We start from the raw sequence: 16,303 nt of genomic DNA, 5'->3' as shown, positions 1-16,303 counted from the left end.
TGCCCGCTCAGCGCACCCGCGGGCCGCGCCAGTCGAACGTCAACCCGGTCGCCAGCAGGCCGCCGACCGCCCAGAGCGCCAGGACCAGGGCGATGCGGCCCAGCTCCCAGGACCCGGCCGGCTCGACGGCGGTGAAGGAGTCGGGCAGGAACACCGAACGGAAGCCCTGCGCCATCCACTTCACGGGGAACAGGGCGGCCGTGTTCTGCATCCACAGCGGCAGGTTCTCGAACGGGTAGAACACGCCCGAGATGAACTGCAGCACCATGAAGACCGGCGTCACCACGGCCGCGGCGGACCGGCTGTTGGGGATCAGCGCGCTGTAGGCGGTGCCGGCCAGCGCGCAGGCCGCGGTGCCCAGGGCGAGGCACCACGCGAGGGTGCTCCACCGCTCGGCGGTCTGCGGCAGGGGCAGTCCGAACGCGGTCACGGCGATGCCGATGAGCAGGGCCGTCTCCAGCACGGTGGTGACCACCACGCGGACGAGTTTGCCCACGAAGTACGCCGACTTGGGCATCGGTGTCAGGGCCAGGCGGCGGATGGTTCCGGTGTCCCGCTCGATGGCCACGTTGATGGCCAGGCCGGAGAACGCGGTGCTCATGACGCCCGCCGCGATGACCCCGGCCATGAAGACCTGCCGGAAGTCCGTGTCGGTGCCCTCGACCTTCCCCTCGAAGATCGAGCCGAAGACGACGAGCAGGATCACCGGGAAGAAGAGGGTGAACACCAGGGACTGCTTGTTGCGGAAGAACGCCCTCAGTTCGACGGACGAACGTGCCGCGCAGGCCCGCGCGTAGCCGCGCGCACCGCGCGCGGCAGGGCGTGCGGGCATGGAGGCAGCCGCGGATGCAGCTGCGGATGCAGCCGCGGAAGCGGGCCCGGAAGCCGCCGCGGATGCGGGCCCGGATGCGGCCGGGCGGGCCGCCGCGTCGCCGGGGGACTCCGGTAACGAGGTGCTGGTTTCGGGCACGGGCACGGTCGCGGTCATGCGGCGGTCTCCCTGCTCTCCCTGTCGATCAGATTCAGGTAGATCTCTTCGAGGGTGGGCCGGTGCACGCGCAGGTCCGCGAGTTCCAGCGAGCCCGCCTCGCGGGCCCAGGGCAGCAGCAGGGCCAGCGCGTGCGAGGGCGCGGCGGTGCGCAGCGTCACGGTCCCCGGACCGGACGGCATGACCTCCGTGCCCGGCGGCAGCGCGGGCAGTGCGACGCCGGCCAGGGCTTCGCCCCGGCGGAACGAGATGGTGGAGGGGGTCTGGTCGCGGCCGCCGAAGGAGGCCAGCGGCCCGTACTCGACGAGCCGGCCGCCCACCACGACGCCGGCCCGCTGGGCCAGTTCCTCCGCCTCGTCGAGGTAGTGCGTGGTCAGGACGGTCGTACGGCCGCGGTCGGCGAAGTACCGGACGAGTTCCCACGCCTCGCGGCGGGCCACCGGGTCCAGTCCGGTGGTCGGCTCGTCCAGGAAGATCAGTTCGGGATCGCCGACGACGCCGACCGCGACGTCCAGCCGGCGCTGCTGGCCGCCGGACAGCGCGGAGGCCTGGCGGGACTGGAGCGAGCCGAGCCCCACCATGCCCAGCACCTCGCCGACCGGCAGCGGGGCCGGGTACATGGCGGCGAAATGCGTGACGACTTCTTTTACGGTCAGATCGGAATAGGCGCCCGCCGTCTGCGGTACCACGCCTATTCTCGCCCGCCATTCCCGCGGGTCCTCGGCCGGATCACGGCCGAGGACCCGCACGTCTCCACCGGTGCGTCTCTGTACTCCCGTCAGAATGTCGACGGTCGTGGTCTTGCCGGCGCCATTGGGTCCGAGCAGTGCGAAGACTTCGCCGCGATGAATATCGAGGCTGAGGTCGCGAACGGCTTGGACGTCACCGTAGCGCTTGGAAAGTCCGCGTACGGAAACGGGATGTGCCGGCGGCGCAGAGGGCATGTGACGCTCCAGCGAAGGGGGAATGGATGCGAGCGCCCGTGCTGCTCAGGTGCAGCAGCAGCAGGGGCAGCAGCAGTAGTTGCAGGCGTCGAGCACACCGGCGGCGACGTCGGACAGGTCGCCCTCGCTGAGCTCGACAGCGTCGACCGTCGGGGTCGCGGGGATGTGGAACTCGTAGCGACCGGTCGCCAGACCCGTCTCCCACAGGTCGACCTGCACGTCCAGGTTGCCCTGCTCGTGGCCGTCGGGGGCCTGGGTGACGATGACGACCTCGGCATCGGCGGGGAGTTCGAGGCCGGCTTCGGCGAGCGCGGTCCGCGGCTCGTTGGCGAGCTTGGCGGAGAACGCCTCGTCGGACCAGGCGCTGATGAGAACCCGGGTGTAGGAGTTCACGAACTCAGCGCGCTGCTGCGGGTCGAGTGCCATGTGGACTCTCCATTCCATGCGATTGCTGCGGATTCGAAGCGGTCTTTGTGTCGGCGACAACACAAGATTCACACGGTGGAACCGCCCGGCCAAGACGCAATGCAACGTAATCCGAAGGCCCCCGGCCGATGAGTATCCGGCCGCTCTCAATAAGCATTGAGCCTATTCTTCCGGGGAGTTACTGTGACCCAACCACCCGCGCATGCAGGCCCGTTGCCCTACGTGCGTAGGCATGCTCTCACGCGGGACGCCGTACGGCGCCTGCCGGGAGCGGAACCGGGGTAATGACCACGGTGATTACGGAATTGCCGACAGTCGGTACGTAGCGCGGGACCGGATTGCGTAGAGGGCGTACGTACATCGGATCAAGCCATCCACGGAGGTTCACGTGACAGCCACCACCGCACCGGCGGGCACCGTCCCACCGGGGCCGGACACCCCTGTGGACATGGCACTCATGCGTGCCGACCCACTGGCCTTCGTGACCGGAATGAACCGTCGCTACGGCGACATCACCAGCCACGTCGGAGACGGCGAGCGGGTGGTCATGCTGCACCGGCCCGAGCTGGCCAGGCACGTACTGAAGGACAACACCGCCAACTACACCAAGGCCGGCACCCCCGACGACGCGATGCTCCGCCCCCTCCTCGGCAACGGGCTGCTGACCAGCAACGGAGCCGACTGGGCCCGCCAGCGCAAGCAGTGCGCCCCCGCCTTCCGGCGCACCGAGGTCGCCACCTTCGACCGCATCATCACCGAGGAGACCGAAGCCCTCCTGGCGCGCTGGGAGCCGGCCGTGCGCGACGGCAGCGCCCTCCCCGTCGAACACCACCTGACCTCGCTGACCCTGGCGATCCTCACCCGCGCCGTACTCGGCGTGGACCTGGGCGCGGCCGGCGAGGGCTTCGGGCGCGCCGTCGACGCCGCCAACCGCTTCATGGGGCACTACGTACCGACCCCCGACCCGGACCCCGCGGACACGGCGCTGCGCCGCAAGGGATACGTACAGGCCCGCATGTTCCTCCAGATGGTCTCCCGCACCGTCATCGCCTCCCGGCGGTCGCTCGCCGGCGCACAGCCCGCGGCCCACGGGTCCGCGTCCCTGCTCGACGCGATGATCGGCGAGCTGGACGACGAGGAACTGCGCGACCAGGTGCTCACCCTGGTCATGGCGGGCCACGAGACCACGGCCAAGGCCCTGACGTGGACCCTGTACCTGCTCGACCGGCATCCGCAGGAGGCGCGGAAGGTCCGGGCGGAGCTCGACGCGGTCCTCGGGGACCGCACGCCCACCGCGGCGGACCTGCCCGACCTGGTGCACTGCCGGCGCGCCATCGAGGAGGCCATGCGCCTCTACCCGCCGGTGTGGCTGATCTCCCGGCGCGCCAAGGGCCCCGACACCGTGGGCGGTTACGAGATCCCCGCCGGGACGCTGGTGTGCGTCAGCCAGTGGGTGCTGCACCGGCACCCCGACTACTGGGACCGGCCCGATGCGTACGTACCCGACCGCTTCGCGGACGCCGACCTGCCCAGCCACCTCTACCTGCCCTTCGGCGGGGGCGAGCGCATCTGCATCGGCCAGCACCTGGCCCTGATCGAGGCCACGCTGGTGCTGGCCGTCCTGATGCGCGCGACCCGCCTCGAACTGGAGCCGGGCTTCCCGGTGGAGCCGGAGGCCCTGGTGACCCTGCGCCCCAAGCACGGCATGCGGATGACGGCGAGGCCCCGATGACCACGACCCCTGTGACCGGCACGACCCCTGTGACCGGTACCCGCCCCGTCGGCGGCTCCTACGATCCCGCCGCCACCACGGCCGGCGGGCTCACCGGCGAACTGGCCCGGCTGGAGGCCCAGGCCGAGCTGTCGTTCGACGCCGAGCTGCGCATCCTGCGCGAGGCGGGCCTGGACGCGCACGCCGGCCCGTTCGTCGAGATCGGCGCCGGCTCCGGGGCGGTCACCCGCAGGCTGCGCGCCGCGCTGCCCGGGCTCGCCCACACCGCCGTGGACATCGACGGCGACCTGCTGGCCCATGCCGCCGGCTGCGGAGCCGAACTCCTCGTCGCCGACGGCGCGGCCCTGCCGCTCCCCGACGACTCGGCCGGCTTCGTGCTGCTGCGCTACGTACTCCAGCACCTGGCCGACCCGCAGGCCGTACTGGCCGAGGCGCTGCGCGTGCTGCGGCCCGGGGGGCGGATCGCCGTGACCGAGGTCGACGCCTCCTGCTGGGGCCTGGCCGAGCCCTCGTACCCCGAACTGGCCGGGATCCACGGCAAGCTGGCCCGGGCCCAGACGCTGGCGGGCGGCGACCGGACGCTGGGCCGCCGCCTGACCCGGCTGCTGCGCGGCGCGGGCTGCGAGGACGTGGCCCTGCGTCCGTTCGCCACCACCAACGACGACCACCCCGTCGAGGCCTTCGCCCCGCACCTGGGACCCGGCCGCCTTCAGCCCCTCGTGGCCTCCGGGGTGGTGAGCCTGGGCGAGTTCGCGCTGGCCGCCGACCGCTGGAACCGCTTCCGCACCGACCCGGACGCCTACGTGATGCTGCTCGGCTTCACCGCCACGGGAACCGCCCCCCACTGACCCGGCCCGCCCGCCCGGCCGGCCCGATCCGATCCGATTGGACCCACCCCCCATGAACCCGAGCCTCAAGATCTTCCTGACGATCTTCTGCTACATCAGCGGCGTGATGGGCGTCGTGACGGCCGTCATGCACGCCAGCGACCAGCCCGCCCAGACCACCGCGGCCGTCATCGCCGGCACCCTCGGCGTCGTCTTCCTGTTCGCCGGCATCGCCCTGGGCCGCCGCCCGCGGCACTGACCGACCTGGCCCAACGGCACAACTTGAGAACGGCACAACGGCAGAACGGAAGAACCGCATGTTTCCTCTCGACACCGTCGGCCACTTCTTCCTCGCCGCGGCCGCCGTCCTCGCCCTGGCCCGGGCCGCCGGCGGTCTGGCCGTCCGGGTGGGCCAGCCGCGCGTGATGGGCGAGGTGGCCGCCGGCATCGCGCTGGGACCCTCGCTCCTGGGCGCGCTCGCCCCCGAGGCGGCGGCATGGCTGTTCCCGGCGGCCGTGCTGCCCATGTTCTCCGGGCTCGCGCAGATCGGCCTGGCGGTGTTCATGTTCTTCGCCGGGCAGGAGCTCTGCTCGATGCGGGTGCGGGGCACGGCCCGGGAAGGCCTGCTGGTCAGCCAGGCCTCCCTGTTCGTCCCGTTCGCCCTCGGCGCCCTGGCCGCCCTGCCGCTGGCGGACCGCTACACGCCCGCGGGCATGCCGCAGTCCGTCTTCGTCCTGTTCATCGGATGCGCGATCAGCATCACGGCGTTCCCGGTGCTGGCCCGCATGCTGGAGGACCTGGACCTCTCCCGCACCCGACCCGGCCGGCTCAGCCTGTTCGCCGCCGCCGTCGGTGACGGCGGCAGCTGGCTGGCGCTTTCGGCGGTCCTCGCGCTGTCCCAGGGCTCGGACGACCGGGACGCGGCCGTACGCGCGCTGATCGTGGTGGCCGTCGTCGCCGTCTACCTGGGGCCGGTGCGCCGGGCGGCGGCCCGGTGGTTCGCGCGCAGGGGCGAGAGCACCGACCTCGCCACCCTCCGGGTCCTGCTCGTCATCGCGATCGCCGCCTCCGCGGCGCTGACCGCCGCCCTGGGCGTGCACCAGCTCATCGGCGCGTTCCTCGTGGGCCTGGTCTGGCCGGCCGGCAACCCGTTCGCCACCGCCGCCGCCGAGCCGCTGGCCACCACCTCCAAGACCGTCCTGCTGCCCTTCTTCTTCCTGGGCTTCGGCCTCGGTGTCGACCTGTCGGCCCTGGACCTCTCCTCGGGCGGCGGGCTGGTCCTGCCGGCCCTGCTGGCCGTGGCCGTCCTCGGAAAGATCGGCGGCGCGGGTCTGGCCGCGCGCTACGCGGGCCTGCCCTGGCGCGAGTCGTTCACCCTGGGCATCCTGCTCAACACCCGCGGACTGACCGAGCTGGTCGTCCTGCAGATCGGCCACGAGGCGGGCATCATCGACGGCCCGCTGCTCGCTGCCCTTACCGCGGTCGCCCTGATCACCACCCTGATGACGGCCCCCCTGCTCAAGCTCGCGGCCCCGTCGGCCCCGGCAGCGGACACCCCGCACCCCGCGACCGCCACCCGCTGAACCGCCACCGCCTCAGCGGTGCGGGTGGACGGCTCCACTGAGGCGGGGTTCCTGCTCGGGGTGTTGCGGTCGCGGGATCACCGTCGCGGACGATGCCTTCGCCTCAGGCCGAGTCCGTCGGTGTGGACGCTTCCGCGGCGCGGCGGTACTCGGCATGGATGCGCTGGGCTTCTTCGAGCTGGTCCTCGAGGATGACGATGCGGCAGGCCGACTCGATGGGTGTGCCCTGGTCGACGAGTTCGCGGGCTCGGGCGGCGATGCGCAGCTGGTAGCGGGAGTAGCGCCGGTGGCCGCCGGCGGAGCGGAGCGGGGTGATGAGGCGGGCTTCGCCGATGGCGCGGAGGAAGCCCTGCGTGGTGCCGAGCATTTCGGCGGCCCGGCCCATGGTGTAGGCGGGGTAGTCGTCGTCGTCGAGACGGCCGAACGAGTCGTCTGCTGTCATTGAACCTCTCTCGTGGAACGCGTGGAGGGGCCCTGGTGCCTATGGCACCAGGGCCCCGAAGGAACTACTACACCATCTGTCGGCCCTGTTACTGCGCCGACCCTGTGATTCCGCCGACCCGGCCCAGATGCTGCCGGGAGTGCGGGGATCGCGGTTGCTTGACCGGAGACCACCTCACTATCGATGTCCTGCGGTACCCGGACTCGGACTTCCGCCCGGGCGATCCTGATGGTGCTCTGCCCCTCCGTTCTTCCCTCGGCGATCACTTTCCTTCGGCAGCCAGCCCCGTTGCCCGTCGTGCGTCTGCTCTGGCTTGGAACCCCACTGCCGAACCTCCCGGTGCGCGCGTCCGCAGCCGACGCCTTCACCGAGGTGCTGCTCTCACTGACTTCACTGCTGGGGTACTGCGCACTGCATTCACGGGTACTGCTCCCGCGTCAACGCGGTACTGCTCCCGGCCGCCCCTGATCACTGCGGGCCGCCCGGTCCGGTCGTCAGTCCCGTCGCCGTCCTGCACCTGCTCTGGCTTCGACACTCCACGGCCGCACCGCCCTGCCGAACTGCAACTACTCGTACTGCATCTGCTCGTACTGCATCTATTCGTACTTGCACTGCTGCCCGGCAGTTCGTCTCTGCCAGGCCCTGCTGTCTCTCTGGGCTACGAGAGAAACCATAGCCACACCACCACCCAATGTCTACTCCGACCGCAATAGATTTTCGTGCGGTCGAGGAGCAGGTAATCGGCGCGCCACGCCCGACCCCAAGCCCCGGGGTGCCGTAACAACGGACAAACCAGGGCGAATCGTATGGTTGCGCGGTCGGGGGGCAATGGTGCTGCTGACCTGGGAGAGACATGACCGAGCCCGATACCGACCGCGCGCCGACGTCCCCGGGGCGGGTGACGGCAGGGCGGGTACTGCGCAATCCGCGGATCTGGACGTTCCCCACGATCCTGGTCTCGCTGGTGGTCGTGGGCCTCTCGCTGCTCTACATGGGAGGCGTGGCCAACCCCAACGGACACCTCCGCGACGTGCCCATCGGCCTCGTCAACGCCGACCGCGGAGCGGACGTGGCCGGCAAGCACCAGAACCTGGGCGCCTCGATCACCGAAGGCATCGCGGACCCCCGCGCCGCCGTACCGCAGGCGTCCTGGCGGCTGCTGGACGCGGCCGCCGCGCGCGAGCAGATGGCCTCGGGCAAGCTCTACGGCACCCTGGTCGTCCCCGAGGGATTCACGGCCGCCGTCCTCAGCCTCGGTACCGCCGCCGGAAGCGATCCGGTCCGGCCGACCCTGGAGGTGCTGACCAACCCGGGCGTGGGCAGCCTGGCCTCCGGGTTCGCCTCCACCCTCGCCCAGGGCGCCGCCCACCGGGCTTCCACCCAGGTGGGCAAGGACCTCACCGCGGCCGCCGCGGCCAAGCCGCAAGGCTCCGCCACCACGGCCGAGCAGCTGATGCTCTCCGACCCGCTGCACGTCGACGTGCGGCCGGGCCGCCCGCTCGGCGCCCACAGCGGACTGGGCCTGACGGCCTTCTACTACTCGCTCCTGCTGGTCATGGCCGGCTTCCTGGGCGGGAACATCATCGGCAACGGCGTGGACGTGGCCCTCGGCTACGCGGACGGCGAGATCGGCCCCTGGCACAGCCGCCGGCCCACCGTACCCATCGACCGCCGGCGCACCCTGCTGGTGAAATCCGCGATGTCGGTGGCGCTGGCCGCGCTCACCTCCACGCTGATCATGTTCACGTGCATCACGCTGATCGGCATGGACGCCTCGCACCTGTGGCTGCTGTGGGTGTTCTCCTTCGCCACCAGCGCCACGGTCGGCCTCGGAGTCCAGGCGATCAACGCCACCTTCGGCAGCCTCGGCCAGCTGGTCAGCATGTTCGTCTTCATCGTCATGGCCCTGCCCTCCTCCGGCGCCACCGTCCCCCTGGAGGCCCTGCCCGGCTTCTACCGCTGGCTCGCCGTCTTCGAACCCATGCGGCAACTCAGCGGCGGCGTCCGCTCGATCCTCTACTTCGACGCCCGCGCCGACGCCGGCCTCACCCGCGCCTGGCTCATGATCGCCCTGGGCATCGCGGTAGCCGTCCTCCTGGGCTGGGCCGCCACCACCTACTACGACCGCAAGGGACTGCGCCGCATGGTCCCCACCCCGGCCCCGGGCCCGACCCCGGCTCCCTGACCCTTCCGCCGGCTGCGCAGGCGGCCCTTCACGGTGTCCGCCGTGGCCGCAAGGAGTCCGTCATTGCGTGTACGGCAGCCAGGCGTTGCCGTTCTCGTTGTACCAGTAGCCGTGGCCGGGGTTCAGGGCGACCGTGCGGAACGGGCGGCCGTGGTCGTCGATGCGGGTGGTGCCCTTGCGGTCACCGCTGCTCCAGGCCAGCTCCAGGTACCAGCTGACGTCCTGACCGAGCGTGGCGGCGTCGACGTTCAGCACCTGGGGGTCGGTGGTGGAGACCTTGTACGGGAAGTCGGTCGAGGCCGTCGGACGCTCGCCCTCCTTGCCGGGTACGGGCCTGGCCCTCGGGGAGGCCTTGTCCAGGTCCACGGCGAAGGACGCCGGCACCAGCGCGCCGCCGCACCCGGAGCCCATGGTGTAGGCGTTCCAGCCGGGAGCCTTGCGGCCGCTCACGACATGGACGTACAGCGCGTGCAGGACCGCGGCCTTGGCCTCGGTGCCCTGGACGGTCAGCTGCATGCGCAAGTGCCCCGCCGGGACGGCGTTCAGGGCGCGGGCCCACCCTTCGGTCGCCTGCCCGGCCGGGGGCGGGGGGACCGTGCCGGGTGCCTTGTCCAGGGCGAACCACTGGTCGCAGGGGCTGTCCCAGTTGTCGGGCAGGACGTTGACCGTGAACGGGGCGGCGGCGGAGCCCCCCTCCTTGGCGGTGGCCGGCGAGGAGGACGCGGACGCCGCCGAGGGGGACGACGGTCCGGGGCCGGACGGCGGTACGGAACCGGCGCCGGGCGTGGGCGACGGCGACCCGCCGGACGGGAGGGCCGGGCCCGCCGCCACCGGCTCGCGCGAGGACTGCCGGGCGGCGGCGCGGTGCGTGTCCCCGTGACCGGTGTCTCCCATGGCGGAGACGGCGGCGGCGGTCCCCGCCACCGCGGCGGTGGCCACGGCGGCCGCGACGGCGAGCAGCAGCCGACGACGCCGGGCCCCCGGTACGGAGTCCCCGGCGCGGCCCGGCCCGACCAGCGCGGCGGGGGCATCGGCGGGTACCTCCGCCGCCGGCGCCGACGCGGAGGTGGGCACCGGGGCGGACCCGGCCTCCGGCTGCGGCTCCCCGTCCGCCACCCCCACCAACCCGGCCGGTGCAGCCGGTGCTGCCGGTGCAGGCGGCACCTCCGGCGCGGCATCACCGCTCCGCGGCGCCGCGGGGTCCGCCGCCCCCGTCCCCGGGGCCTGCCCCTCCGCCGCTCCCCGCCGCCGTTCCACCAGCGCCAGCAGCCACTGCCGGTGCAGCGCGACCAGTTCGTCGGCCGAGGCACCGCAGACCCGGGCGAACCGCTCCACCGGGGCGTACTCCGTCGGCACCGCCGCGCCGCTGCAATAGCGGTGCAGCGTCGAGTTGCTGGAGTGCAGACGCTTCGCGAGCGTGCCGTAGCTGCGCCCCGAGCGCTCCTTGAACCCGCGCATCAGCTCCGCGAACCGCTCGGTCTCCGTCTCCGTGGCCATTCCACCCTCCCCCTCATCCCGGAAGCACGTTCCAGGCTCGCCCGATCGCCCAGGTCAGAGGGGCCGGGAGCGTTACAGGGTTCCTACTATCCCGGCCCGGCCGCCACTGGAACGAAACCGCCCCCACAGTTGCGCCATCAGCCCGCCGAATCCGCCCACCGGACCGGCGGCCGCAACGGGAGGGTCCCCACCCACCCACACCCACAGGGAGAGTTCCATGCGCACCTACCGACTCCGCACCACCGCCCTGGCCACCGCCACCGTCACCGCCGGCCTCGCCCTGGCCCTGACCGCCTGCGGCGGCTCGGACAGCGCCGGCGGACCGACCGCGAACCCCGCCGCGGCCAAGAGCGCCGACCAGCAGGTCCCGCCCGGGACCGCGACGCCGTCCGGGGAGACCGCCGCCGCCCCGTCCGCCGGCAAGGCCACCGGAACCGGCACGGCCACGGCCGTCCCCGCGAAGGCCGGTTCGGGCACCAAGGGCACGGGGGACACCACCGGCGACTCCTACGCCTACACCCACCCCTGCTCGGCACGGAACCTGACCGTCAAGGCCACGTCCCCGACGGGCACCCCGGCCACCGTCCGCATCATCACCGTGACCAACAACGGCTCCACCTCCTGCGGCCTGGACTACTTCCCCACCGTCGGCTTCAGCGCCAAGGGCACCGCCCTCGGCGTCCAGGCCACTCCCCCCGGCGGTCTGGGCGGCGCCCCGGCCTACCCGGTGCGCCCCGGCGCCACCGCGTACGCGGCCGTCAACCTCGACCCGACGGGCGCCAACGGCCCCGTAGCCGACGAGATCAACATCCTGGCCGACCAGGAGCACATGCCGAACGCGGACGGCGTCAGCCTCAAGCTGGCCAAGCCGGGCAGCGTCACCCACCCGAAGGTCGGCCTGTACCGCACCAACACCCACGACGCCCTGACCGCCTTCTGAACCGCCCCCTCGGCGGTCCGGAGGCCGGCGGTCCACCGGGAATCCCCACCGTGCCGGTCACGGGACTCTCGCGGCGGTTCGGGCGACGGGGTGCAGGGCCGCGTACTCCAGCGGGGCCGACGGATCGATGGAGACGTCGAGCTGCGCCGGAGCCGAGCCCGCCCGGACCAGGAGGTCGCCGACGGCGGCGATCATCGCCCCGTTGTCGGTGCACAGGGTCAGTGGCGGCACCCGCAACTCCACGCCCGCGGCCGCGCACCGCTCTTCGGCCAGGGCCCGCACCCGGGAGTTGGCGGCCACTCCGCCCACCACGACGAGGGTGCGCACCTCGTACTCCTTGCAGGCGGCCAGGGCCTTGCGGGTCAGTACGTCGGCCACGGCCTCCTGGAGGGAGGCGGCGCCGTCGGCGAGGGGGATCTCCTCGCCGCGGATGCGGTGCTGCTCGGCCCAGCGGGCGGCGGCGGTCTTGAGGCCGGAGAAGGAGAAGGCGTACGGCGCATCACCGGGACGGGTGAGGGGGCGGGGGAACGCCACCGCACAGCCGTTGCCCGTGCGCGCGGCCCGGTCGATGGCGGGCCCGCCGGGATAGGGCAGGCCGAAGACGCGGGCCACCTTGTCGAAGCACTCCCCGGCGGCGTCGTCGACGGTGTCGCCGAGGTGCAGGATCGGGTCGCGCACGAGGTCCCGTACGAAGAGCAGCGAGGTGTGGCCGCCCGAGACGATCAGCACCATGCAGGGATCGGGCAGCGGCCCGTGCTCCAGGGTGTCGGCGGCGACGTGCCCGGCGAGGTGGTGCACCCCGTACAGCGGGACGCCGGCCGCGTAGGCCAGGGTCTTCGCCCCGGCCAGGCCCACCTGGAGCGCGCCCGACAGACCCGGTCCGGTGGTGACCGCGACGGCATCGAGGTCCGAGATCCGCAGCCCCGCCTGGTCCAGGGCCTCGCGCACGACCGGGTTGAAGGCCTGGAGGTGGGCGCGGGCGGCGATCTCCGGCACGACCCCGCCGAACCGCGCGTGCTCGTCCATGCTCGACGCCACCACGTGCGCGAGCAGCCGCCCACCGGACACGATCCCGGCACCGGTCTCGTCACACGACGACTCGATGCCCAGCACCACAGGAGAGCCCACAGGAGCCCCTTTCGCACACGCCCACTAGTTGCAACCTATGTGCAATAAGGTACGCCGCACCGAGCCCGCTACGGCCACCGGTCCCGATGAGCCGGGCGCGACCGTCGACACGGCGGCCCCGAACGCACGCAGCGTCGTGGAGCATCAACACCGTTCCTGCGACGCACTGCCCACCGAGCAGTACGACCTGCTCCGCGCCACCGCCGGCCACCCGAAGTGACGGGCATCCTTCCTTGCTGAGCATCAACGACCAAGGAGACAGCCCAACATGATCGAACGAGTCCGAGCCGTCCTCGTCACCGCGGACGACACGATGCTGGTCATCCGCCGCACCAAGCCCGGGATCCCCGAGTACTGGGTGCTGCCCGGCGGCGGGGTCGAGGAGGGCGACGCCTCCCGGGAGGCCGCCCTCCACCGGGAGATCCACGAGGAGATCGCGGGAAAGGCGGACATCGTCCGCCTCCTGCACACGATGGAGTCCGACGACGAACGCCAGCTCTTCTACCTCGCCCGCATCACGACGTGGTTCTTCGACGACCGCACCGGCCCCGAGTTCAGCGCCGAGGGCCGCGGCGAATACGCCCTGGAGGAGATCCCCCTGACAGCGCAGGCGCTCGACCGCATCAACCTCAGGCCCAAGGAGATCGCCCACGCCCTACGGCGATCCATCGCCTCCGGCACGCTCGGGTCCGGAGGCGCGGCCTCAATCTGACGCCCTGTGAGGGGACTCATGGCACGCGAACGGCACGCGAGCCCTGAGAGGCCAAGACAACGACGAAGCCCCAGGTCGCTGACCTGGTGCTTCGTGTCTGAGCGGATGACAGGAATCGAACCCGCGCCACAAGCTTGGGAATCTACTGCGCGGAACGCCTCCGCATGGGTCCTGACCTGCACAAACGCGCCCTGCCGTGCGCCCTCCGGGGTCGCCTCCCGAACCGGTCCTGACCGCTGTTGACCGTCCTTAAGGGCACGGTTGGGGCACGCCCTTCGCTTTGGCGCCCCACAGGGCCGCGAGTCGCCCGGAGCTCCTGCGAGTTGTCGTTGTGGGCAGACGTCCGAGTCGGGGCTTGCGCCCGCAACCGATCAGACAGACGGGGCGGGCGATCTCCGCGATGAAGCCCCCGACCACAGGCCGGTGGCGACGAGCTCATGCGTGCGGCTGTGGTCCGGAGCTCCCGCCGAGTCTGCCGGCGGTACGGGGGCCGCACCCCGGTCCCGGGTCCGGTCGGGGATGCGGCCGCGGTCGGCGTTGTTCAGGAGGGGATGTTGATGCCGACCCTGATGGCCCAGAGGTCCATCTCGGCGGAAGCTCGGGCGGTGCCGTCGCCTTGGCGCTGTCGGGCCCAGTAGCCGCCGTTCTTGCGGCCTCGGGAGAGGGTGACCTCGTAGTAGCCGGGTCCCAGATCCGGCCAGACGACGGTGGACTCGTGGAGGCCGTGGAGGTCGGTGGTGCCGACGGATTCGGAGCGGATGACTTCGGCGCTGCCGTTCTTGCGCAGGCGCAGTTCGCCGGTGAGCATGCCGTCGTCGTAGTACCAGAAGGCTCCCCAGTAGTACTGGACGTCGGCCGACCAGCGGGCGACGAGTCCCTTGGAGCCGTTGTCGAAGGTGGCCCTGGTCAGCTTGATCTGGTGGCCGGTCCAGGTCCAGCCGCCACCCGCGTAGTCCGAGCCCTTGCTGCTGTACGCGCTCTCGTGCAGTGCCTTGACCTTCGGTGGCACGTACGGGACCGGGACGGGGGCGACGTAGGTGTCGATGCCGCGGTGGACCAGGATCAGGCTCTCGCCGGCGCCGCCCGCCTCACGGTAGGTGAGGAGGGCGGGGGTGTTGTTGCTCTCGTGCCCGGCGATGGTCTGCCCGGTGCCCCACTTGCCGTCCTCGTAGACGGCGTGGCGCAGCAGGAGGTCGTCCGGTGAGGGGTAGACGGCGTGGAGCTTGCCGTCGTACACGGCGAGGGCCGCGCCGAAGCGGCTGGTGAGGCCCTCCAGAGCGGTGCCCTTCGACCACTTGGTGCCGTCGTAGGTGGAGTGCCACAGCCGCTGGTCGCTCTTGCTCTGGCGGTACAGCAGGTGCAGCAGGCCGCCGTACTCGGCCAGCGCGAGGTTCGCCGGGTACCCGTCCAGGCTCAGGAAGTTGTTCTCGTCAGCCTTCACCCGCTCGACGCCGGGTCCGAAGACAGGATGGCCCTCGGCATCCTTGACGGCTTCCCAGCGGACGTCGGTCTGGGCGTTCTCCAGGTGGTAGCCGTTCCAGTCCGCTTGGGTCCAGTCCTCCCTGTTCGCCGGCCGTGCGCCGCCGGCCTCCCGGGCCAGGTGCACGAGCATTCCGGAGTCCGCGAGGACGAACACGAGGTGCAGCTTGCCCTCGTAGACGGCGAACGCGGGCGCGCTCGCCGACTCCTGGCCGTACCGGAACACCCTGCTGAGGTCGAGTTCACGGGGCTCGGACCACGCCCCACCCGTCGCCAGCGAGGTCGAGTACAGGCGCGGCAGCCCCCGTTCCGGGAAGGTCCTGTACACGCAGTCCAGGGTGCCTCCGAGGTATCCGAGCGCGGGGGTCTCCCACGCCGTCTGCCCGCCGATGCCCGCGTCCGGCGTCCACTTGCGGGCCGCGTCGACCAGGCCCGTAGCGGCCTCGATCTCCTTCTCCAGCGCCTCCAGCTCCGCCCCGGCCAGCTCCTCGGTCCGGCGCGCCTTCAGATCGGTGACCTTGTCGAGCAGCGGCTGGATGTCCTTGGGCTTGTACGAGGTCCAGCGCAGCGGCAGGACTTCCTTGTCGCCCTTGCGCGCCCCGCGGTGCGCGCAGACCAGGGTGCCGTCCTCCAGCGCGGCCAGCGCCGGGGCGGCGGCGCTCTTGTGGGCGGCGAACTTGCCGTCCGCGCCCCAGCCGCCCGCGGTCGTGTACGCCGAGCGCCACAGGTTCTGGTCGTCGGAGCGGGGCACGCCGCTCACCGTGTCGATGGCACCCTGCCCGGTGGACGACTGCCAGCCGGCGATGTCGCCGGAGCCACCGCCCGGGAACGTCGCCGTGTACCCCCGCGCGAGCACGGCCAGGCGCTCATCGCGCTCGTCACCGGCGGGCGGCAAGGCTGGGCCGTCGCAGACGGCCTTGCCGTTCGGCCCCGTGTATCCGCGGGCGAGCTCCAGTCCGTCCGAGTCGGTGAAGACGACCAGTGCGAAGTTGACCGGCTTGCCGTCCCACTTCACCTCGGCGGTCAGACCACGCACCGACAGGGGGCTGCCCGAGACCTGTGCGCCGCCCGCGGTGAGCGTGGTCTCCTGCCAGCCGGCGACCTCGGCGTAGTCCCAGCGCGACCGCATGGGGTCCGGGCCGCTGTTCGCGACGTAGAGGAAGGGGATCCCGTCGGGGCCCAGGGGGATCGGGAAGCTGTAGGCGTGCTGCTGCGCGACGCAGGCGATGTAGTGCGTGTCGGAGTTGGGGTCGGGGTAGTTGCCGTCCTCCGACTCACTCGCGTCGAAGTGGCGTTCCACATTGGAGGGGTCGTACGCGGCCCTGGCCACGAGGATCCCCGTGTAGTCGATCTGATCTGCGCTCTCGGTCATGTAAAGGTCCCTGGGGGTGAGCCGAATCCGGGTCGCGTGACGCCGGCG

15 protein-coding genes are annotated in these 16,303 nt (G+C 71.9%); 8 read left to right on the top strand and 7 right to left on the bottom strand.

Annotated elements, in window-relative coordinates; genetic code table 11:
• Positions 1 to 7 precede the first annotated feature (7 nt).
• The 3 genes from ACIA8F_RS29695 to ACIA8F_RS29685 form a co-directional block, all read right to left on the bottom strand.
• Positions 8 to 832, bottom strand: a complete 825-nt coding sequence (locus tag ACIA8F_RS29695; protein ID WP_399383351.1) for an ABC transporter permease — start codon at positions 830 to 832, stop codon at positions 8 to 10.
• A gap of 152 nt (positions 833 to 984) precedes the next feature.
• On the bottom strand, positions 985 to 1,932 hold the full coding sequence (locus ACIA8F_RS29690) for an ABC transporter ATP-binding protein (protein WP_399383350.1): 948 nt from the start codon (positions 1,930 to 1,932) through the stop codon (positions 985 to 987).
• A gap of 45 nt (positions 1,933 to 1,977) precedes the next feature.
• A complete protein-coding gene (locus tag ACIA8F_RS29685) occupies positions 1,978 to 2,358 on the bottom strand; it encodes a hypothetical protein (RefSeq protein WP_399383348.1) in 381 nt (126 codons plus the stop codon).
• 448 nt (positions 2,359 to 2,806) lie between these two features.
• On the opposite strand from ACIA8F_RS29685, the gene ACIA8F_RS29680 reads away from it, so the two are divergent.
• From ACIA8F_RS29680 to ACIA8F_RS29665, 4 genes are read left to right on the top strand one after another with little or no spacing between them, the layout of a single operon-like run.
• A complete protein-coding gene (locus ACIA8F_RS29680) occupies positions 2,807 to 4,090 on the top strand; it encodes a cytochrome P450 (RefSeq protein WP_399383347.1) in 1,284 nt (427 codons plus the stop codon).
• Positions 4,087 to 4,938, top strand: coding sequence for a class I SAM-dependent methyltransferase (locus ACIA8F_RS29675; RefSeq protein ID WP_399383345.1), 852 nt, complete (start codon positions 4,087 to 4,089; stop codon positions 4,936 to 4,938). The genes ACIA8F_RS29680 and ACIA8F_RS29675 overlap by 4 nt, the downstream gene beginning before the upstream one ends.
• Positions 4,939 to 4,990: 52 nt before the next feature.
• Positions 4,991 to 5,176 carry a hypothetical protein gene (locus tag ACIA8F_RS29670; protein WP_399383343.1) on the top strand — a complete coding sequence of 62 codons (186 nt, stop codon included), beginning with the start codon at positions 4,991 to 4,993 and terminating at the stop codon, positions 5,174 to 5,176.
• A 58-nt stretch (positions 5,177 to 5,234) separates the two neighbouring features.
• Complete coding sequence (locus ACIA8F_RS29665; RefSeq protein WP_399383341.1) at positions 5,235 to 6,500, top strand: cation:proton antiporter; 1,266 nt, start codon at positions 5,235 to 5,237, stop codon at positions 6,498 to 6,500.
• A 103-nt stretch (positions 6,501 to 6,603) separates the two neighbouring features.
• Here the strand turns inward: ACIA8F_RS29665 and ACIA8F_RS29660 are convergent, their stop codons facing one another.
• Positions 6,604 to 6,942 (bottom strand): MerR family transcriptional regulator, encoded by a 339-nt coding sequence (locus ACIA8F_RS29660; protein WP_399383339.1) that lies wholly within the window; start codon positions 6,940 to 6,942, stop codon positions 6,604 to 6,606.
• 853 nt (positions 6,943 to 7,795) lie between these two features.
• On the opposite strand from ACIA8F_RS29660, the gene ACIA8F_RS29655 reads away from it, so the two are divergent.
• A complete protein-coding gene (locus ACIA8F_RS29655) occupies positions 7,796 to 9,127 on the top strand; it encodes a YhgE/Pip domain-containing protein (RefSeq protein WP_399383337.1) in 1,332 nt (443 codons plus the stop codon).
• A gap of 60 nt (positions 9,128 to 9,187) precedes the next feature.
• On the opposite strand, the gene ACIA8F_RS29650 is transcribed toward ACIA8F_RS29655, so the two are convergent.
• Positions 9,188 to 10,624, bottom strand: coding sequence for a helix-turn-helix domain-containing protein (locus ACIA8F_RS29650; RefSeq protein ID WP_399383335.1), 1,437 nt, complete (start codon positions 10,622 to 10,624; stop codon positions 9,188 to 9,190).
• A 217-nt stretch (positions 10,625 to 10,841) separates the two neighbouring features.
• Between ACIA8F_RS29650 and ACIA8F_RS29645 the strand changes: the two genes are divergently transcribed.
• Positions 10,842 to 11,564: a DUF4232 domain-containing protein gene (locus ACIA8F_RS29645; protein WP_399383333.1), complete on the top strand. Its 723-nt coding sequence runs from the start codon at positions 10,842 to 10,844 to the stop codon at positions 11,562 to 11,564.
• Between the two features lie 57 nt (positions 11,565 to 11,621).
• On the opposite strand, the gene tsaD is transcribed toward ACIA8F_RS29645, so the two are convergent.
• On the bottom strand, positions 11,622 to 12,680 hold the full coding sequence (gene tsaD / locus ACIA8F_RS29640) for a tRNA (adenosine(37)-N6)-threonylcarbamoyltransferase complex transferase subunit TsaD (RefSeq protein ID WP_399383450.1): 1,059 nt from the start codon (positions 12,678 to 12,680) through the stop codon (positions 11,622 to 11,624).
• A gap of 49 nt (positions 12,681 to 12,729) precedes the next feature.
• Here tsaD and ACIA8F_RS29635 point away from each other — a divergent pair, with 49 nt between their 5' ends.
• Both ACIA8F_RS29635 and ACIA8F_RS29630 read left to right on the top strand, forming a co-directional pair.
• The gene (locus ACIA8F_RS29635; protein WP_399383331.1) at positions 12,730 to 12,912 is read left to right on the top strand and encodes a hypothetical protein; all 183 of its coding nucleotides are present in this window, start codon (positions 12,730 to 12,732) and stop codon (positions 12,910 to 12,912) included.
• A 48-nt stretch (positions 12,913 to 12,960) separates the two neighbouring features.
• The gene (locus ACIA8F_RS29630; RefSeq protein WP_399383329.1) at positions 12,961 to 13,404 is read left to right on the top strand and encodes an NUDIX domain-containing protein; all 444 of its coding nucleotides are present in this window, start codon (positions 12,961 to 12,963) and stop codon (positions 13,402 to 13,404) included.
• Between the two features lie 541 nt (positions 13,405 to 13,945).
• Here the strand turns inward: ACIA8F_RS29630 and ACIA8F_RS29625 are convergent.
• Positions 13,946 to 16,255 (bottom strand): hypothetical protein, encoded by a 2,310-nt coding sequence (locus tag ACIA8F_RS29625; RefSeq protein ID WP_399383327.1) that lies wholly within the window; start codon positions 16,253 to 16,255, stop codon positions 13,946 to 13,948.
• Between the last annotated feature and the right edge of the window lie 48 nt (positions 16,256 to 16,303).

It is taken from the genome of Streptomyces sp. NPDC051563, assembly GCF_044454225.1.
Classification (GTDB): Bacteria; Actinomycetota; Actinomycetes; order Streptomycetales; family Streptomycetaceae; genus Streptomyces.
The sequence above is the reverse complement of the archived record's forward strand: the minus strand, read 5'-3'. Positions and strand labels throughout refer to the sequence as shown.